Below are 18,236 nucleotides of genomic sequence, written 5' to 3'. Positions count from 1 at the left end.
ACCGACGACAACGCGGCGAGCGTGCGTGCCAGGGCCCGCGAGCCCGGCGTGATCCGAAAGACAGGGCCTAGACGTAGCGCTCCAGGATCGAGGACTCCGCCAGGCGCGACAGGCCCTCGCGGACGCTGCGCGCCCGGGCCTCGCCGACGCCGTCGACGGTCTGGAGGTCGTCCACGGACGCCGCCAGCAGCTTCTGCAGCCCGCCGAAGTGCTCGACCAGCCGCTCGATGATCGCGCCCGGCAGCCGCGGCACCTTGGCCAGCAGCCGGTAACCGCGCGGCGAGACGGCCGAGTCCAGCGTCTCGGGGGAGCCGCTGTACCCCAGGGCCTTGGCCACGATGGGAAGTTCCAGCAGCTCCGCGTGGGTGAGCGAGTCCAGCTCGGCCAGCGCCTCCTCCACCGTGCGGGAACGCTTCGCCGTCGGCTCGGGGACGTAGTCGCGGATCACCAGCTCCCGCTCGGGCTCGACACCGACCGTCAGCTCGTCCAGCTGGAGCGAGAGGAGGCGGCCGTCGGTGCCCAGCTCCACCACGTACTCGGCGATCTCGGTCGCGATCCGGCGGACCATTTCCAGCCGCTGGGCGACCGCGGTGACGTCGCGGACCGTGACCAGGTCCTCGATCTCCAGGGCGGACAGCGTGCCCGCGACCTCGTCCAGCCGGAGCTTGTACCGCTCCAGGGTGGCCAGCGCCTGGTTCGCCCGGGACAGGATCGCGCCCGACTCCTCCAGGACCCGGCGCTCCCCGTCGACGTACAGGGCGATCAGCCGCATCGACTGCGAGACGGAGACCACCGGGAAGCCGCACTGCTTCGAGACGCGGTCCGCGGTGCGGTGCCGGGTGCCGGTCTCCTCCGTCGGGATCGACGCGTCCGGCACCAGCTGCACGCCGGCGCGGAGGATCTTGGTGATGTCCTTGTCGAGGATCAGCGCGCCGTCGAGCTTGCACAGCTCGCGCAGCCGCGTCGCCGTGAACTCCACGTCCAGGACGAAACCGCCGGTGCACATGGACTCGACGGCCTTGTCCATACCGAGGACGATCAGGCCGCCGGTGTTGCCGCGGACGATCCGCTCCAGGCCGTCACGCAGCTGCTGACCAGGCGCGACGGCGCTCAGCGAGGCGCGCATGAGCGCTTCGTGCTTGGAGCTCGCGCCGGACTTCCCGGGTGCCGCTGCCCCGTCCTTGGCTGCCACTGCACTCCTCCGGTCGCGGGTTCCGCCGCCCGGCCATGGCCGGGCGGACCAGCCCAAAGTCTACCGGCGCGTCCCGCGCCCCTCCCGAGCCTTGCCCGGAGGGGACCCGATTCAAGCCCGCGGCTACTCGGCGGGCGCCCGCCGAGAGGCCGCCCGCGAGCGGGGCAGCACCCGCAGCGCGTCCCCCATGTCCGCCACCTCCGTCACCCGCATGCCGGGCGGGACCTTGCCGGGATCGCCCGGCACCAGCGCGTGCGTGAAGCCCAGCCGGTGCGCCTCCGCCAGCCGCCGCTGTACGCCGGTCACCCGCCGCACCTCGCCCGCGAGCCCCACCTCGCCGATGGCCACCAGGTTCTTCGGCAGCGGGGTGTCGCTCGCCGCCGAGGCCAGGGCCAGCGCGATGGCCAGGTCGGCGGCCGGCTCCGAGAGCTTCACGCCGCCCACCGTGGCCGAGTAGATGTCCCGCTTGCCCAGGGCGCTGATCCGCCCGCGCTGCTCCAGCACCGCCAGCATCATCGACACCCGGGAGGTCTCCAGGCCGGAGGTGGTCCGCCGGGGCGACGGGATCTGCGAGTCGACGGTGAGCGCCTGCACCTCGGCCACCAGCGGCCGGCGGCCCTCCAGCGTCACGGTCAGGCAGGTGCCGGGGACCGGCTCGTCGCGCCGGGTCAGGAACAGGCCGCTGGGGTCGGCCAGGCCGGTGATCCCCTCGTCGTGCAGCTCGAAGCAGCCGACCTCGTCCGTCGCGCCGTACCGGTTCTTCACGCCCCGCACGAGCCGGAGGCGCGCGTGCCGGTCGCCCTCGAAGTGCAGCACCACGTCCACCAGGTGCTCCAGCAGCCGGGGGCCCGCGATCGCGCCGTCCTTCGTCACGTGGCCCACCAGCAGCGTGGACATGCCCCGCTCCTTGGAAGCCCTGATCAGCGCCCCGGCCACCTCCCGGACCTGCGCCATGCCGCCCGGCGCGCCGTCGATCTCCGGGGAGGCCACCGTCTGCACCGAGTCCAGGATCAGCAGCGACGGCTTCACCGCGTCCAGGTGCCCCAGCACCGCGGACAGGTCCGTCTCCGCCGCCAGGTAGAGGTGGTCGCTCAGGGCGTGGATCCGGTCGGCGCGCAGCCGCACCTGGCTCGCCGACTCCTCGCCCGTGACGTACAGCGTGCGGTGCGCGTCGCTCGCCGCCTTGGCCGCCACGTCCAGCAGCAGCGTGGACTTGCCCACGCCGGGCTCGCCCGCCAGCAGCACCACGGCACCGGGCACCAGGCCCCCGCCGAGCACGCGGTCCAGCTCGTCCACGCCCGTCGTACGCGCCGTCGCCTGCCGGCCGTCGACCTGGCCGATCGGCACCGCCGCCGTCGAGACCCGGCCCGCCGCCGTCGTCCGGACCGCGGGGGCGCCGGTCTCCTCGACCGTGCCCCACGCCTGGCACTCGGGGCAGCGGCCGAGCCACTTGGCGGTGGTCCAGCCGCACTCGGTGCAGCGGTAGGACGGCCGGTCCTTGGCGGATGAACGGGATGTACGGGCAGCCATGCCGCAACGGTATCGGCACCCTCCGACAAGCCCCGGCCACAGCCCCCGAACGGGCTCCGGGGCCCGTACGTCACGGGGTCTCTCCCCTTATGAGGGATCTGTTCACCCGTAAGGATTAAAACTGCTGAAGGCTTCCAGGGCGCCCACGGCGTGGCTTCTACGGTCGCCGGGTGACAAGCAGCAGTCAGGCACAGCCCATCCAGAGCACCGGCGCACACCGGGCGCACGGGCGCGCGCCCCGCACGCCGGAGCAGCAGCCCACCTCCGGCCACGAGGCGCACCTCGACGGCCTGTTCACCTACTGCCTCTCGGTGCTCTGCGACCACGACGCGGCCACCACCGTGCTGGGCGACGTACTCGCCGTGGCCGAACGGCAGGCGAGCCGCTGTCCCGAGGGCGAGGCCGCGCGCCGCGCCTGGCTCTACGCGCTGGCCCGCTGGGCCTGCCTGCGGAGGCTCTCGGTGCAGCGGCGGGTCCGGCCCGGGGCGCACAGCGCCCGGCGTGCGCCGGAGCGCACACAGGCGCACGGCACGGCCGGAGGCTCCGCCCATGCGCCCGGCAGCACGCCCCCGCCCGCCGGCGCCACGCCCCCGCCCGCCCCCGACCCGGCCGACCAGCGCCACGCCGAGCTGGCCCGGCTCGCCTGGCCGGAGGCGGCGGGCACCACCCCGGAGCAGCGCGAGGCGCTCGAACTGTCCGTCCGCCACGGCCTCGCCGTCTCCGAGGTGGCCGCCGTGACCGGCATGGCCCCGGCCGCCGCCCGCGAGCTCCTGGCCGGCGCCGCCTGCGAGGTCGAGCGCACCCGCGCCGCCCTCGCCGTGGTCGAGACCGGCAGCTGTCCCAGCGTCGCCCGGCTCACCGGCGACAGCCAGGTGCTGCTCTCCACCGCCCTGCGCAGCGAGCTGGTCCGGCACGTCGACGACTGCCCCACCTGCCGCCGCGTCGCCGAGCGGGTCGGCGCCGGCGGGCCCTGGCCCGGCTCCGCCCTCGGCCCGGCCGCGCTGCCACTGGTGCCCGCACCCCGGGAGGCCGTACTGCTGGCCTCGCGCACCGTGCCGCGGGGGCGCGCGGCGGTCCCGCGCTTCGACCGCGCGGGATATCCGGTGGACCCCAAGGACCGGGCCGCCCGCCGGGACCGGCTGCGCGCCCGTGCCGTCACCACCACGGTGGTGGCCACCGTGGTCGCCGCGCCGGTGCTGGCCCTCTGGGCCGCGTACCGGGGAGCCCCGCTGACCGGGGAGGGCACCGCCGGGGTCACCGCCATCTCCGCGGCCGAGGCCGAGGGGCACACGCGGACCGCGGGCGGCGCCTACTCCACGTACGAGAACGCGGGGAACGCCGGGAGCGGACCCGCGCCCGGCTTCACCTCGGGGGCCCGCACCCCGGACGTGTCGGTCGAGGTCATCACCCCGGGCGACACCGCCCCGCCGACCGCCCCCGGCACCCGCGGGCCCGGGCGGCTCTCGGTCGACGCGGTCTCCTCGGGCGGCACCACCCTGGTCATCCTCAGCGCCTCGGGCGGGGCACCCGTCCACTGGCGGCTCTGGTGGGACTCGCCGTGGCTCGGCGTCAGCCAGAGCCAGGGCGTCCTGGAGCCGGGCGAAACGTTCACCGTACGGATCACCGTGGACCACGCGCTGGAGCCGGCCGGGGAGTGGATCTCCCGCCTCGGCGTCGACCCCTCGGGCGCGGTCCTCACGATCGAGGGCCGGGGCGCGCCCAAGCCGTCCACGCCGACGCCGACCCCGACGCCGACGACGGCGAGCCCCACGCCGAGCCCGACGCCGACCCCCTCGGACACCCCGACGCCGACCCCGACCCCGACGCCCTCGGCGTCAGAAGGAACGGTTTCCCCCTCGGACCCGGGTCCGACGGGCGAGCCGAGCGGGAACTAGGCCGTGATCCGAAAGGCAGGGCCTGGACCCGGCGGCCGGGTCAGGCGACCGGGCCCGGGTCCGCGGGGTGCGGCGCCATCGGCAGGAGACTGGCCAGCCGCTGCTCGCACAGCCCGGCCAGCACCTCGTACCCCTCCTTGCCCATCAGCTCGGTCAGCTCGGGCTTGTAGGTGACGTACACCGGTTCGCCCGCGCCGTGCGCGGAGGTCGCCGAGGTGCACCACCAGTGCAGGTCGTGGCCGCCCGGCCCCCAGCCGCGCCGGTCGTACTCGCCGATCGACACCTGGAGCACCCGGGTGTCGTCGGGCCGGTCGATCCAGTCGTACGTCCGCCGGATCGGCAGCTGCCAGCACACGTCCGGCTTGGTCTCCAGCGGTTCCCGGCCCTCCCTGAGCGCCAGGATGTGCAGCGAGCAGCCCGCGCCGCCGGGGAAGCCGGGGCGGTTCTGGAAGATGCAGGAGCCCTCCCAGCGGCGGGTCTGCCGGTCGCCGTCCTCGTCGAGCTGGGTCCAGCCCGTACGGGTTCCCTCGTCGTGGAACTGCCACAGTTCGGGAGTGAGCCTCGCCACGTGCCCGGCCACCCGCTGCTCGTCCTCCTCGTCCGAGAAGTGCGCGCCCAGCGTGCAGCAGCCGTCGTCCGCGCGGCCGGCCTGGATGCCCTGGCAGCCGCTGCCGAAGATGCAGGTCCAGCGGGAGGTCAGCCAGGTCAGGTCACACCGGAAGACCTGCTCGTCGTCGGCGGGGTCCGGGAACTCGACCCAGGCCCGCGGGAAGTCCAGAGCGACCTCGTCCCGCTTCTTCTGCTGGGACTTGGGGTCTTTTGCCTGCTTCTTGGCCTTCTTCGTATTTGGCACAACCCCAGCGTAAGCGGGGTGGCGGGCCATATGGCCGAATCGCAGTAGCGTTCCTTCCATGAGACTCGGTGTCCTTGATGTGGGTTCGAACACGATCCATCTGCTGGTGGTGGACGCGCACCCCGGCGCGCGCCCGCTGCCCGCGCACTCGCACAAGGTGGAACTCCGCCTGGCGGAGCTGCTCGACCCCGAGGGAGCGATCGGCCCCGAGGGCATCGACAAGCTGACCGGCGTGATCGCCGGAGCCGTCCAGGCGGCCGAGGACAAGGGCTGCGAGGACGTGCTGCCCTTCGCGACCTCCGCCGTGCGCGAGGCCACCAACGCCGACGAGGTGCTGGCCCGGGTCCGCGAGGAGACCGGCATCGACCTCCAGGTGCTCAGCGGCGCCGACGAGGCCCGCCTCACCTTCCTGGCCGTGCGCCGCTGGTTCGGCTGGTCCGCGGGGAAGCTGCTGGTCCTCGACATCGGCGGCGGCTCGCTGGAGATCGCGTACGGCATCGACGAGGAGCCCGACTGCGCCGTCTCCCTCCCGCTGGGCGCCGGGCGCCTCACCGCCGGCTGGCTGCCGGGCGACCCGCCGGACCCGGCGGACGTACGCGCGCTGCGTCGGCACGTACGGGCCCAGATCGCCCGCAGCGTCGGCGAGTTCAGCCGCTTCGGCGCCCCGGACCACGTGGTCGCCACCTCCAAGACCTTCAAGCAGCTGGCCCGCATCGCCGGAGCCGCCCGCTCGGCCGAGGGCCTGTACGTCCAGCGCGAGCTCACCCGGAAGTCCCTGGAGGAGTGGGTGCCGCGGCTGGCCGCCATGAGCGCCGCCGAGCGCGCCGGGCTCCCGGGCGTCTCCGAGGGCCGCGCGGGGCAGCTGCTGGCCGGGGCCCTGGTCGCCGAGGGCGCCATGGACCTCTTCGGCGTGGACGAGCTGGAGATCTGTCCCTGGGCCCTGCGGGAGGGCGTCATCCTGCGCCGCCTGGACCACCTGCCGTAGGGCGTCGGGGCTCGGGGCTCGGGGCTCGGGCGTGGGGTCGGCGCCGGGGCGTGGGGCGCGGGGCGCGGGTGGCCGAGTGAGGGCGTACGGGCCACCGTCCGGCCGGAAGCGGGCGGTGGCCCCGACGGTGCGCGGCGGGGCCCCGTACCCTGTCCCCGTGGCAGAACCAGTCGTGCGCATCCCGGACGCGAAGGTCGCGCTGTCCACGGCCTCGGTCTACCCGGAGTCGACGGCGACCGCCTTCGAGGTCGCCGCACGCCTGGGGTACGACGGCGTCGAGGTCATGGTGTGGACCGACCCCGTCAGCCAGGACATCGAGGCCCTGCGCCGGCTGAGCGACTACCACCGGATCCCGGTCCTCGCGATCCACGCGCCCTGCCTGCTCATCACCCAGCGCGTCTGGTCCACCGACCCCTGGACCAAGCTCCAGCGCGCCCGGTCCGCCGCGGAGAAGCTCGGCGCGTCCACGGTCGTCGTCCACCCGCCCTTCCGCTGGCAGCGCCAGTACGCCCGCGACTTCGTCCAGGGCATCTGGCGCATGGCCGACGAGACCGACGTCCGCTTCGCCGTCGAGAACATGTACCCCTGGCGCTACCGCGACCGCGAGATGCTCGCGTACGCCCCGGAGTGGGACGTCACCAAGGACGACTACCGCCACTACACCGTCGACCTCTCCCACACCGCGACCGCCCGCTCCGACGCCACCGCCATGGTCGACCGGATGGGCGACCGCCTCGCGCACGTCCACCTCGCCGACGGCAACGGCTCGGCCAAGGACGAGCACCTGGTCCCCGGCCGCGGTACCCAGCCCTGCGCCGAGCTGCTGGAACGACTCGCCCTGGGCGGCTTCGACGGCCACGTCGTCATCGAGGTCAACACCCGCCGCGCCATGTCGGCGGCCGAGCGCGAGGCCGACCTCGCCGAGGCCCTCGCCTTCACGCGGCTGCACCTGGCCTCCGCCCTGCGGGTGCCCCGGACATGACCACCGGCTCGGACACCACCGGCCCCGACCGGCCCCGCCGCCGCGGCCGCCCCTCCCGGGCCGAGGCCGACAGCGGGCCCGGCACCCAGGAGCGGATCCGCCTCGCCGCCCGCGAGGAGTTCGCCGAGCGCGGGTACGACAAGACCTCGGTACGCGGCGTCGCCAAGGCCGCGGGTGTGGACCCGGCCCTGGTCCACCACTACTTCGGCTCCAAGGACGAGCTGTTCGCCGCGGCCGTCGAGACCAGCATCGAGCCCGCCCTGCTCGTGCCCGCCATCCTCGGCCAGGGCCCCGACGGCGTCGGCGAGCGGCTGGCCCGCTACTTCCTCGGCGTCTGGGAGAACCCCGTCACCCGCGCCCCGATGCTGGCCGTGATCCGGTCGGCCCTCACGCACGAGGCGGCGGCCAAGGTGCTGCGCAACCTCGTGCTGCGCAAGCTGCTGGAGCGGGTGGCCGCCGACCTGAAGGTCCCCGACCCCACCTTCCGCGCGGAGCTGGCCGCCTCCCACATGATCGGCATCGCGATGCTGCGGTACGTCGTCCAGGTCGAGCCCCTCGCCTCCGCCGATCCGGAGCAGATCGTCGCCCTGGTGGCCCCGACGCTCCAGCGGTACCTGACGGAAGCCTGACGGGGCGGCCGACCGAGGAGTGATCCCGGCATCCCGGCATCCGGACGCCCTGTCCGGATCCTGGAGTCGGGGCGTAGGCTCGTAACAGTCGTATCCGCAGTTCCGACTGCGCCGCTACTGGGGAGTGAACCCGATGCCCGAGCTGAGGTCCCGCACCGTCACCCACGGCCGCAACATGGCGGGCGCGCGCGCCCTGATGCGCGCGTCGGGCGTAGCGAGCGAAGACATCGGCAAGCCGATCATCGCCGTGGCCAACTCCTTCACCGAGTTCGTGCCCGGGCACACCCACCTCGCGCCGGTCGGCCGCATCGTCTCGGACGCCATCCGCGCGGCCGGCGCCGTCCCGCGCGAGTTCAACACCATCGCGGTCGACGACGGCATCGCCATGGGCCACGCCGGCATGCTCTACTCGCTGCCGTCCCGCGACCTGATCGCCGACAGCGTCGAGTACATGGTCGAGGCGCACTGCGCCGACGCCCTGATCTGCATCTCCAACTGCGACAAGATCACCCCCGGCATGCTGATGGCCGCCATGCGCCTCAACATCCCGGTGGTCTTCGTCTCCGGCGGCCCGATGGAGGCCGGACAGGCCACCCTCGTCGACGGCACCGTGCGCAAGCTGGACCTGATCGACGCCATGGTCGACGCGTCGAACGAGAACGTCTCCGACGAGGACATCCTCCGCATCGAGGAGAACGCCTGTCCGACCTGTGGCTCCTGTTCGGGCATGTTCACCGCCAACTCGATGAACTGCCTCGCCGAGGCCATCGGCCTGGCCCTGCCCGGCAACGGCTCCGTCCTCGCCACCCACACCGCCCGCCGGGCGCTGTACGAGGAGGCCGGCCGCACGATCGTCGAGATCACCAAGCGCCACTACGAGCAGGACGACCACTCGGTCCTGCCCCGCAACATCGCCACCCGCGAGGCCTTCGAGAACGCCATGGCGCTCGACATCGCGATGGGCGGCTCGACCAACACGATCCTCCACCTGCTGGCCGCCGCCCAGGAGGCGGGCCTGGACTACGACCTCAAGGACATCGACGCCGTCTCGCGCCGCGTCCCCTGCCTGGCCAAGGTCGCCCCGAACGTCGCGCCCGGCGGCACGTACTACATGGAGGACGTGCACCGCGCCGGCGGCATCCCCGCGATCCTCGGCGAACTGCACCGCGGCGGCCTGCTCAACAAGGACGTCAACACGGTCCACTCCGAGGGCCTGGAGGACTGGCTGGCGAAGTGGGACGCCCGCTCCGGCACCGCGACCGACGAGGCGATGGAACTGTGGCACGCGGCCCCCGGCTGCAAGCGCTCCGCCACGGCCTTCTCGCAGTCCGAGCGCTGGGAGTCCCTCGACCTCGACGCCGAGGGCGGCTGCATCCGCTCCGTCGAGCACGCGTACTCCAAGGACGGCGGCCTCGCGGTCCTCAAGGGCAACATCGCCGAGGACGGCTGCGTCGTGAAGACCGCCGGCGTCGACGAGTCCATCTGGACCTTCGAGGGCCCGGCCGTGGTCTGCGAGTCCCAGGACGAGGCCGTCGAGAAGATCCTGACCAAGCAGGTCAAGGCCGGTGACGTGGTCGTCATCCGCTACGAGGGCCCGCGCGGCGGCCCCGGCATGCAGGAGATGCTCTACCCGACCTCCTTCCTCAAGGGCCGCGGCCTCGGCAAGGTCTGCGCCCTGGTGACGGACGGCCGGTTCTCCGGCGGCACCTCGGGCCTGTCCATCGGCCACGCCTCCCCGGAGGCCGCCTCGGGCGGCACGATCGCCCTGGTCGAGGACGGCGACCGGATCCGCATCGACATCCCCACCCGCTCGATCGAGCTGCTGGTCGACGAGGCCACGCTGGCCGCCCGCCGCGAGGCGCTGGGCGGCGTGTACGCCCCGAAGAACCGCGAGCGCACGGTCTCGGCGGCCCTGCGCGCGTACGCCGCCATGGCCACCAGCGCCGACAAGGGCGCGGTCCGGGACGTGTCGAAGCTGGGCTGAACCTGCTGGGGGCCGGCACCACGGCATGACGCGAGCGGGCGGGACCGGAGGCCGGTCCCGCCCGCTCCGTCGTGCGGCCCTCGGCTGCGGGGCCGGGCCTACCAGCCCGCGGGATCCGCCGCGGGCACCGCGAAGACCGAGCCGTCCGGGGCCGTGCCCACGACCCGGTCGCCCGTGACGGCGGGCGCGGCCAGCGTCGGCTTCAGGGGGTTCGCGCCCTTCCCCAGCCGGGGCCCGGTCTGGCCCACCGGCGTGCCGCGCCGCGCGTCCAGCGCGATCAGCCGGCCGTCCGCCGCCGAGAGGTAGACCCGGTCCCCGGCGGCGGTCGCCCGAGAGACCCGGCTGGCCAGCGACTCGTACCGCCACAGCTCGCCCCGCCGGCCGGCCTCCACGCGTACGGCGGTGAGCCCGCCCGAGAGGCCCACCACGTACACGGTGCCGTCCGCGCCCACCGAGGCCTGGCCCTGGTCGACCCGCGCCGCGAGCGCCACGCGCCGCACCTCGCGGGTGCGCCCGTCGATCCGTACGACCGCCACGGTGACGTCGGCCAGGTCGTTGGCCAGCAGGAACAGCGCCCCGGCCGCGCTCCCGGCGACCCGCAGCTGCCCCGGCGCGCGCTGCTGCCACAGCACCGCGCCGGTCGCCGGGTCCACCGCCCGTACCTGGGTCGACGTACCGTCGCCGGACGGCGTGACCACGAAGGCGGGGCCGGCACCCTCGCCGGCGGCCCAGGCGGAACCGACCCCGCCCAGCCGCTTCGACCAGCGCCGCCCGCCGGTCGCCGGGTCCAGCGCGGTCACCCGGCCCTCGGGGGAGGCCAGCAGCACGGTGCCGGGCGAGCCCCCGGTGTGCACCACCGTCCGACCGTCCAGCGGCACGGACCAGCGCTCGGTGCCCGTGGCCGGGTCCAGTGCCTGCAGCCTGCCGCCGCCCGGGGCGACGGTGTGCACCAGGCCGCCCGCGAAGACCGGCGCCCGGTCGAGCTCCGCCCGCAGGACCCCGCCGGCCGCCGGTACCGACCAGCGCGTCCGGCCGTCCGCGGGGTCCAGCCGGGCCGCGGTCGTGCCGGGTCCCTTGCAGAGCAGGGCTCCGAGCGGGGCGGCGTACGCGCAGACCGGCGTGCCGGTGTCGGTGCCGGAGCCGCCGGCCGGCGTCACGGTCCAGGCGCGGACGGCGGCCGCGGCGGCGGTCCGCCCGGGCGAGCCGGCGCCGGGCGCGGACCCGGACATCGCGTCCGTCCAGGCGTACCCGCCCAGGCCGACCGCGGCGGCGGTGAGCACCGCCCCCGCGGCGAGCGCGGTACGGCGCCGCCGGCCGTGCGGCAGCCCGAGCCGGCCCCGCCGGGGGGCGGCCGCCGGCTTCCGCAAGTGCGTGGGGTCGTCACCGGAACCGGAACCGGAACCGAACGCCGCGCCGGCGCCGGATCCCGGCCTCCGGCCGACGTGCGGACCCGGACCCGGACCCACGACCGCCCGCGCCCCGCCCGGCCGCCGCGGTTCCGGTATGAACGCCCGGGTCACCTCGGAGGTCGGGTAGGCGGCCGACCGGAGCTGCGCGATCAGCGCGTCCAGCGCGGGCCGCTCCGCCGGGTCCTTCTCCAGACAGGCGGAAATCAGCGGAACCAGTTCCTCCGGTACCCCCGCGAGGTCCGGCTCGTGGTGCACCACCTGGTACGCCACCAGGTACGGGCTGTCGGAGTCGAACGGCCCCCGCCCGGTCGCCGCGTGGACCAGCACCGCCCCCATCGCGAACACGTCCGCCGCCGGGCCCACCTCGCGCGGCCGCTGGAACTGCTCCGGTGCCATGAAGGGCGGGGTGCCGATCAGCTTCCCGGTCTCGGTGCGCAGGTCACTCGCGTAGTCGTAGGGGCGCGAGATGCCGAAGTCGATCACCTTCGGGCCGTCGGGCGCCATCAGCACGTTGCTGGGCTTGAGGTCCCGGTGCACCAGACCCGCCCGGTGGATGTCCCGCAGCGCCTCCGCGAGCCCCGCGCCCAGCCGGCACAGCTCGGGGGCCGTCAGCGGGCTCCGCTTGACCCGCTCCGCCAGGGTGGGACCGTCCACGAACAGCGTGGCCATCCAGGGCCGTTCGGCCTCCGGGTCGGCGTCCACCACGGCCGCGGTGAAGGCGCCGCTGACGCGCCTGGCCGCGGTGACCTCCTGGCGGAAACGCGCCCTGAACTCGGGGTCCGCCGCGAACTCCGCGTGCACGACCTTCACCGCCAGGCGCAGCCCGGAAGCGGAGGAAGCGAGGTGCACGACGCCCATGCCGCCCGAGCCCAGGACCGACTCCAGCCGGTACTGGCCGGCGAACTCGGGTTCCGGATGAGCTGGTTGCGGTTGTTGGGCCGAGCGCGGCATGCCCACCCCCCGTGTGCTCGTACGCCGACGCGCCGTGGAGCCTAGTCGAGCCTTGCTAACCTGCGCGAGTCACGCACCGTGAAGCAATGGGGGAGACACGAATGTCCGGTGAGGCTGTTGCGGCGCGCTATCCGGTGGCGCCGGGCTACCGCGTCAACGTCCGGAGCGGACCCGGCACGAACTACAGCATCGTCCGCGTCCTCGCGTACGGCGCCTCCGTGTCGATCTACTGCCAGTGCACCGGCACCAACGTGTCCGGGCCGTACGGCACCACCAACATCTGGGACAACATCGCCAACGGCGAGTTCATCTCCGACGCGTACGTGAAGACCGGCAGCGACGGCTTCGTCGCGCCGCGCTGCGGCTGACTCGTGACCTTCGGCTCAGGCGGGGCCGACGGGGGCCGGGGGATAATCGCAGACGTGAGCGACGAACGAGACGACACCCCGCAGAAGCCGACCCCCACCGGCCCGCAGCCGGAGCGGATCCGCTTCTTCGGCACCACCTGGGTGAACCACGACGGCGGCTACGCGCTGCGCCGCGTCGGTGCCGCCGTCGGCTCGCTGACGGCCGCCTTCGCGGGCGCGTTCCTGCTGCGCTTCGCCTACGAGGGCCTGGAGCTGGGCAACGTGGGCTCGTTCGTCTCGTGGACCGTCGTGGTGATGTTCGCGGTGTGCAGCGCGATCGCCTTCGGCAAGACCTGGGAGTCCTTCACCCGCCGTGCGGTCCCGGGCTCGCAGGACGGCTCCCTCAAGGGCCTGATGGCGATCGGCTTCATCGGCTCGCTGATCGCGTACTTCCTCCGCTCGCTGGGGGAAGCCCCCGGCGAGAAGCTGGCCCGCACCGAGTACGACCGCGCCCAGGCGGAGTACACCCGCCGCCGGGCCACCCGCACGGGCAACCCGGCCGCCCGCAAGCCGAAGCGCAAGAAGTAACGGCCCCTGCCGCGGGCCGGGCCCGCGGCCCGCGCGCCCGGTCCCTGCCGGACCGGGCCGCGCCCCACCCCACGCCCCGGGGCGCGCACACCTGCCGGGCCCCCCGCGCGGACCGGCCGGTCCTGCGCTTGCCCCGGCGGACCTCCCGCCGGACCGGTGCACGGCCGGCACGGGCCGATGCTTCGTGGCGGCCCCGGCCCGGGCGGGAAACGACTCGCGGCGCGACGGGCACCCGTGGCAGCTTGGCGATCATGAGCCCGCACGCCGCCGACAGCGCCCACCAGCCCGTCGACCCCGCCGTCCACCACGCCGTCCACCACGCCGTCGACCAGGCCCGCCGCCTCGTCGCCGAACGGTTCCCCGACGCCCTGGGCGTGGTCCTGGCCGGGTCCACCGCGGCCGGCCGGGCCACCCCCACCAGCGATCTCGACCTCGCCGTCCTCGTCGAGGACGGCGGCGACACCCGCCGCGAGACCCTCCGCTTCGAGGGACGGCTCGTCGAGCTGTTCGTCCACACCCGCGGCGGCCTCGCGGAGATCTTCGCCGCCGACCTCGCCTCCCGGCGCGGCGTCATGCAGCGCATGTACGCCGAGGGCCTGGTCCTGTCCGACCGCACGGGTGCGGCCGCCCGGGCCAAGGCCTTCGCGCGGGCCGAACTCCACCAGGGCCCGGCCGCCCTCGACGCGGCGACCGTCGAGACCCGGCGGTACGTGCTCACCGACGCCCTGGACGACCTCGCCGACGTCACGGACCCGGTGGAACGCCTGGCCGTGGCCGGCACCGTCCTCGGTACCGCGGCCGACCTCCTCCTCGACCACCACCGCGCCTGGACGGGTGGCGGCAAGTGGCTGCCCCGGCGGCTGCTGGAGGCGGACCCGGAGCGGGGCGCCGCCCTCCTGAACGGTCACCGCCTGCTCTGCGAGCACGGCGACCCGGAGGCTCTCCTCGAAGCCGCGTACCAGGTCCTCGCCCTGACCGGCGGCCCCCTCCGCGAGGGTTACGCCCGCACCTGGCACGGCGCCGTCGACCCCCTGACCCCCACCACCGCCCCGCGCCGCTGAACGAACCCCTGGAGGGGGACGGGCCTCAGGCCGGCGAAGCCATGAACCCGCCGCGCGCGGCCCCGCGCCCAGCAGGCGCGCCCGTCGAGCACCTCGGTCAGCCCGCCGGATGACCGGACGACCACCCCGCCGGCCGCCCACAAGTCGCGCCGCCGAACCGTCGCCCCCCCTCCCCGCGTCCCCCGGCACCGGGGCCGGCCCGGCGGGCCCGCCCACGCCCGGTGGTCGCTCCGGCCACCCCGGCCCGCCCGCGCCCGGCGGTCGCTCCGGTCACCGGGGCTCGTCCGCGCGCCCCGTGGTCGCTCCGGCCACTCCGGCCTGCCCGCGCCTTGTGGTTGCTCCGGTCACCGGGGTTCGTCCGCGCTCCGTGGCCGCTCCGGCCACCCCGGCCTGCCCGCGCCCGGTGGTCGCTCCGGTCACCGGGGCTCGTCCACGCCCGGTGGTCGCTCCGGCCACCCCGGCCCGCCCGCGCCCTGCCGACTCCCCTGGCCCGCCGAACCCGCTCTCCCCCCTACTCCGCTGGCCTGCCGGCTGCCACGGGGCCACTGATCACCAGCCCGTGCGCACCCCACCGCTCCCTCCGCCCCCGCTGATCACCCGGCCGACCCCGCGGCGCCTCCGCGGCCGGTGCCGCCCGCCGCCTGAGGCCGCCCCCCGCCGCCTGCGCGGTCGTGCCACCGCCCCCGCCACCTCTGCGGGCCCGGCCCACCCCGCGGCGCCCAGCCCACCCCTCGGCATCTCCGCCGGTCCGGCCCACCCCGCGGCACCTCCCCGGCCGGTGCCACCCGCCGCCTGTCGGGCCCGCCCCCGCCGCCTGCGCGCCCCCCGCGCCGCCAGCCACCCCGCTCCACTCCTTGACGCCGCACACCCTCGGGAGGATTATTCATCGCATGATGAATAATCCTCCCGAGGGTGACCCGGCCCCCGCCATCCAGGCCCGGCAGCTCCGCTGCACGCGCGGCACCCGCGAGGTCCTCCACGGCATCGACTTCGACGTGCCCCGCGGCCGCATCACCGGCCTCCTCGGCCCCTCCGGCTGCGGCAAGACCACCCTCATGCGGGCGATCGTCGGCACCCAGGACAAGGTCACCGGCTCCCTCAAGGTCCTCGGCGACGACGCAGGCGCCCCCGCGCTCCGCTCCCGCATCGGCTACGTCACCCAGGCGCCCTCCGTCTACGACGACCTCACCGTCCGCCAGAACCTCGACTACTTCGCCGCCGTCCTCGACCCCGGCCGCGCAGCCGCCGCCCGCCGCGCCGCCACCGTCGACCGCGCCCTCCACGACGTCGACCTCGCCGGCCACGCCCACGCCCTCGCCGGCAACCTCTCCGGCGGCCAGCGCAGCCGCGTCTCGCTCGCCGTCGCCCTCCTAGGCACCCCGGAGCTGCTGGTCCTCGACGAGCCCACCGTCGGCCTGGACCCCGTACTCCGCCGCGACCTGTGGAGCCTCTTCCACCGCATCGCCGCCGAGCGCGGCGCCACCCTCCTCGTCTCTTCCCACGTCATGGACGAGGCCGAGCGCTGCCACAGCCTGCTCCTCATGCGCGGGGGCCGGATCCTCGCTCAGGACACCCCGGACGCCCTCCGCGCCCGCACCCAGACCGACACCGTCGAAGAAGGCTTCCTCACCCTCGTCGACGCCGCCGCGGCCGCCGCAGGAGAAACCCGATGAACCTCGCCCGTACGACCGCCACCGCCGCCCGCGTCCTGCGCCAGCTGCGCCACGACCCGCGCTCCATCGCCCTGATGCTGCTCGTGCCGGTCCTGATGCTGGTCCTGCTCCGCTACGTCTTCGACGGCAACCCCGGCACCTTCAACGGCATCGGCGCCTCGCTCCTCGGCATCTTCCCGCTGATCACGATGTTCCTCGTGACCTCGATCGCCACCCTCCGCGAGCGCACCTCCGGCACCCTCGAACGCCTCCTCGCCATGCCCCTGGCCAAGGGCGACCTCATCGCCGGCTACGCCCTCGCCTTCGGCGCCGTCGCGATCGCCCAGTCCCTCCTCGCCACCGGCACCGCCCTCTGGACCCTCGGCCTCGACGTCGTCGGCTCCCCCTGGCTGCTGCTCCTCGTCGCCCTGCTCGACGCGCTCCTCGGCACCGCCCTCGGCCTGTTCGTCTCCGCCTTCGCCTCCTCCGAGTTCCAGGCGGTCCAGTTCATGCCGGCGGTGATCTTCCCCCAGTTGCTCCTCTGCGGACTCTTCGCCGCCCGCGACACCATGCACCCCGTACTGGAGGCCATCTCCGACGTCCTGCCGATGTCGTACGCCGTCGACGGCATGAACCAGGTGCTCCACCACACCGACGTCACCACCGACTTCGTACGGGACGCCCTGATCGTCGCCGGCTGCGCACTCCTCGTCCTCGCGCTGGGCGCCGCGACCCTGCGCCGGCGTACGCCCTGACGCCCCGGCACCGACCCGCGCCGCCGCGGCCCGCGCGCCCTGCCCACCCACCGGACACCACCCCGCACGCCCGCGTCCGGGTGCGAGGATGAGCAACATCCACAGCGCACAGACGGCGCACGTGCAGTACCTGTTCGGCGAGGTGAGCCCGCATGACCCAGACAGTCGCAGTCCTCGGCACCGGCAAGATCGGCGAGGCCCTGCTCAGCGGCATGATCCGAGGCGGCTGGCCCGCCTCGCACCTCCTGGTCACCGCACGCCGCGCCGAGCGCGCGGAAGAGCTGCGCACCCGCTACGGAGTGGAGGCGGTCTCCAACGCCGAGGCCGCCAAGCGGGCCGACACCCTCATCCTCACCGTCAAGCCGCAGGACATGGGGACGCTCCTGACCGAGCTGGCCCCGCACATCCCGGCCGACCGCCTGGTCATCAGCGGCGCCGCCGGCATCCCGACCTCCTTCTTCGAGGAGCGCCTGGCCCCCGGCACCCCGGTCGTCCGCGTCATGACCAACACGCCCGCCCTGGTCGACGAGGCCATGTCCGTCATCTCCGCGGGCAGCCACGCCACCGCCGAGCACCTCGCCCACGCGGAGGAGATCTTCGGCGGGGTCGGCAAGACCCTCCGCGTCCCCGAGTCCCAGCAGGACGCCGCCACCGCCCTCTCCGGGTCCGGGCCGGCGTACTTCTACTTCCTCGTCGAGGCGATGACCGACGCCGGCATCCTCCTCGGCCTCCCGCGCGCGCAGGCGCACGACCTGATCGTGCAGGCCGCGATCGGCGCCGCGGTGATGCTCCGCGACAGCGGAGAGCACCCGGTCAAGCTGCGCGAGGCGGTGACCTCCCCGGCCGGTACGACCATCAACGCGATCCGGGAGCTGGAGAACCACGGCGTCCGCGCGGCCCTGATCGCCGCCCTCGAAGCGGCCCGCGACCGCAGCCGCGAGCTGGCCTCCGGCAACGGCTGACGGGCCCGCGCCACCAGGCTGTACGCGGACCGGGTGAAGGGCTGTCGAAGGTTGACACGCCCCTCCCCGGTCCGTAGTGTTCTCCGAGTTGTCCGACGTGAGCGCCGACTCCGGTCGGTCCCCGGGCAGCCATTCCGCAAGCACCCATTCGAACGAACGACGCACTTTGTCGTCTCGTTTTCATGCGTATTTGCGAATGAGGAATCCGTGTCCGAAGGACACGGCCCCCGATTAGGTCGGGGGCCGGGAATCCGCTACTGTCTCACTCGCCTCAAGGGCCCAACGGCCCCCAAGGCGAAACCCGCTGACTGGGAGTCAGGCCCGAAAGAGTCTGATAGAGTCGGAAACGCCGAAAGGGAAAAGCGCCGGAAACGCCGCTGGAACCGGAAAGCACCGAGGAAATCGGGTCGGAAAGATCTGATAGAGTCGGAAACGAAGGAAGCGCCCGGAGGGCCCGGAAA

The 18,236-nt window shown here is 74.5% G+C and carries 15 protein-coding genes; 11 read left to right on the top strand and 4 right to left on the bottom strand.

Annotation, left to right across the window (positions count from 1 at the left end):
* Window positions 1–67: 67 nt before the first annotated feature.
* Complete coding sequence (gene disA / locus ACIQUR_RS15330) at window positions 68–1,192, bottom strand: DNA integrity scanning diadenylate cyclase DisA (RefSeq protein WP_403663997.1); 1,125 nt, start codon at window positions 1,190–1,192, stop codon at window positions 68–70.
* A gap of 123 nt (window positions 1,193–1,315) precedes the next feature.
* Window positions 1,316–2,722: a DNA repair protein RadA gene (gene radA, locus ACIQUR_RS15325; RefSeq protein ID WP_403663994.1), complete on the bottom strand. Its 1,407-nt coding sequence runs from the start codon at window positions 2,720–2,722 to the stop codon at window positions 1,316–1,318.
* Window positions 2,723–2,892: 170 nt separating this feature from the next.
* On the opposite strand from radA, the gene ACIQUR_RS15320 reads away from it, so the two are divergent.
* The gene (locus tag ACIQUR_RS15320) at window positions 2,893–4,617 is read left to right on the top strand and encodes a hypothetical protein (protein WP_403663991.1); all 1,725 of its coding nucleotides are present in this window, start codon (window positions 2,893–2,895) and stop codon (window positions 4,615–4,617) included.
* Window positions 4,618–4,657: 40 nt separating this feature from the next.
* On the opposite strand, the gene ACIQUR_RS15315 is transcribed toward ACIQUR_RS15320, so the two are convergent.
* Entirely contained in the window at window positions 4,658–5,500 is an 843-nt protein-coding gene (locus ACIQUR_RS15315) for a hypothetical protein (RefSeq protein ID WP_403664854.1), read from the bottom strand.
* Between the two features lie 28 nt (window positions 5,501–5,528).
* Here ACIQUR_RS15315 and ACIQUR_RS15310 point away from each other — a divergent pair, with 28 nt between their 5' ends.
* The 4 genes from ACIQUR_RS15310 (at window position 5,529) to ilvD (ending at window position 10,050) form a co-directional block, all read left to right on the top strand.
* Window positions 5,529–6,455 carry a Ppx/GppA family phosphatase gene (locus ACIQUR_RS15310; RefSeq protein ID WP_403663988.1) on the top strand — a complete coding sequence of 309 codons (927 nt, stop codon included), beginning with the start codon at window positions 5,529–5,531 and terminating at the stop codon, window positions 6,453–6,455.
* A 157-nt stretch (window positions 6,456–6,612) separates the two neighbouring features.
* The gene (locus tag ACIQUR_RS15305) at window positions 6,613–7,437 is read left to right on the top strand and encodes a sugar phosphate isomerase/epimerase family protein (RefSeq protein ID WP_399946594.1); all 825 of its coding nucleotides are present in this window, start codon (window positions 6,613–6,615) and stop codon (window positions 7,435–7,437) included.
* Window positions 7,434–8,066, top strand: coding sequence for a TetR family transcriptional regulator (locus ACIQUR_RS15300; protein ID WP_403663984.1), 633 nt, complete (start codon window positions 7,434–7,436; stop codon window positions 8,064–8,066). The genes ACIQUR_RS15305 and ACIQUR_RS15300 overlap by 4 nt, the downstream gene beginning before the upstream one ends.
* Before the next feature lie 133 nt (window positions 8,067–8,199).
* The gene (gene ilvD / locus ACIQUR_RS15295) at window positions 8,200–10,050 is read left to right on the top strand and encodes a dihydroxy-acid dehydratase (RefSeq protein WP_403663981.1); all 1,851 of its coding nucleotides are present in this window, start codon (window positions 8,200–8,202) and stop codon (window positions 10,048–10,050) included.
* A 98-nt stretch (window positions 10,051–10,148) separates the two neighbouring features.
* On the opposite strand, the gene ACIQUR_RS15290 is transcribed toward ilvD, so the two are convergent.
* Window positions 10,149–12,410, bottom strand: coding sequence for a PQQ-binding-like beta-propeller repeat protein (locus tag ACIQUR_RS15290; protein ID WP_403663978.1), 2,262 nt, complete (start codon window positions 12,408–12,410; stop codon window positions 10,149–10,151).
* Window positions 12,411–12,496: 86 nt separating this feature from the next.
* On the opposite strand from ACIQUR_RS15290, the gene ACIQUR_RS15285 reads away from it, so the two are divergent.
* The 6 genes from ACIQUR_RS15285 (at window position 12,497) to proC (ending at window position 17,775) form a co-directional block, all read left to right on the top strand.
* A complete protein-coding gene (locus ACIQUR_RS15285; RefSeq protein WP_403663975.1) occupies window positions 12,497–12,778 on the top strand; it encodes an SH3 domain-containing protein in 282 nt (93 codons plus the stop codon).
* 54 nt (window positions 12,779–12,832) lie between these two features.
* A complete protein-coding gene (locus ACIQUR_RS15280; protein ID WP_403663972.1) occupies window positions 12,833–13,345 on the top strand; it encodes a hypothetical protein in 513 nt (170 codons plus the stop codon).
* 251 nt (window positions 13,346–13,596) lie between these two features.
* Entirely contained in the window at window positions 13,597–14,406 is an 810-nt protein-coding gene (locus ACIQUR_RS15275) for a nucleotidyltransferase domain-containing protein (protein ID WP_403663969.1), read from the top strand.
* An 893-nt stretch (window positions 14,407–15,299) separates the two neighbouring features.
* Window positions 15,300–16,079 (top strand): ABC transporter ATP-binding protein, encoded by a 780-nt coding sequence (locus ACIQUR_RS15270; protein WP_403664852.1) that lies wholly within the window; start codon window positions 15,300–15,302, stop codon window positions 16,077–16,079.
* Complete coding sequence (locus ACIQUR_RS15265; RefSeq protein WP_403663967.1) at window positions 16,076–16,813, top strand: ABC transporter permease; 738 nt, start codon at window positions 16,076–16,078, stop codon at window positions 16,811–16,813. Before ACIQUR_RS15270 ends, ACIQUR_RS15265 begins: the two co-directional genes overlap by 4 nt.
* Before the next feature lie 152 nt (window positions 16,814–16,965).
* Entirely contained in the window at window positions 16,966–17,775 is an 810-nt protein-coding gene (proC, locus tag ACIQUR_RS15260) for a pyrroline-5-carboxylate reductase (protein WP_399946565.1), read from the top strand.
* The last annotated feature ends 461 nt before the right edge of the window (window positions 17,776–18,236 follow it).

Origin of the sequence: Streptomyces sp. NPDC101132, assembly GCF_044759225.1 — a bacterium.
GTDB lineage: Bacteria > Actinomycetota > Actinomycetes > Streptomycetales > Streptomycetaceae > Streptomyces.
The sequence above is the reverse complement of the archived record's forward strand: the minus strand, read 5'-3'. Positions and strand labels throughout refer to the sequence as shown.

Excerpts from the sequence above, each read along its gene's own strand:
- radA (WP_403663994.1), bottom strand. The coding sequence starts at position 2,722 with ATGGCTGCCCGTACATCCCGTTCATCCGCCAAGGACCGGCCGTCCTAC.
- ACIQUR_RS15315 (WP_403664854.1), bottom strand. The coding sequence starts at position 5,500 with ATGGCCCGCCACCCCGCTTACGCTGGGGTTGTGCCAAATACGAAGAAG.
- ACIQUR_RS15310 (WP_403663988.1), top strand. The coding sequence starts at position 5,529 with ATGAGACTCGGTGTCCTTGATGTGGGTTCGAACACGATCCATCTGCTG.
- ACIQUR_RS15300 (WP_403663984.1), top strand. The coding sequence starts at position 7,434 with ATGACCACCGGCTCGGACACCACCGGCCCCGACCGGCCCCGCCGCCGC.
- ilvD (WP_403663981.1), top strand. The coding sequence starts at position 8,200 with ATGCCCGAGCTGAGGTCCCGCACCGTCACCCACGGCCGCAACATGGCG.
- ACIQUR_RS15290 (WP_403663978.1), bottom strand. The coding sequence starts at position 12,410 with ATGCCGCGCTCGGCCCAACAACCGCAACCAGCTCATCCGGAACCCGAG.
- ACIQUR_RS15285 (WP_403663975.1), top strand. The coding sequence starts at position 12,497 with ATGGGGGAGACACGAATGTCCGGTGAGGCTGTTGCGGCGCGCTATCCG.
- ACIQUR_RS15275 (WP_403663969.1), top strand. The coding sequence starts at position 13,597 with ATGAGCCCGCACGCCGCCGACAGCGCCCACCAGCCCGTCGACCCCGCC.
- ACIQUR_RS15270 (WP_403664852.1), top strand. The coding sequence starts at position 15,300 with ATGAATAATCCTCCCGAGGGTGACCCGGCCCCCGCCATCCAGGCCCGG.
- ACIQUR_RS15265 (WP_403663967.1), top strand. The coding sequence starts at position 16,076 with ATGAACCTCGCCCGTACGACCGCCACCGCCGCCCGCGTCCTGCGCCAG.
- proC (WP_399946565.1), top strand. The coding sequence starts at position 16,966 with ATGACCCAGACAGTCGCAGTCCTCGGCACCGGCAAGATCGGCGAGGCC.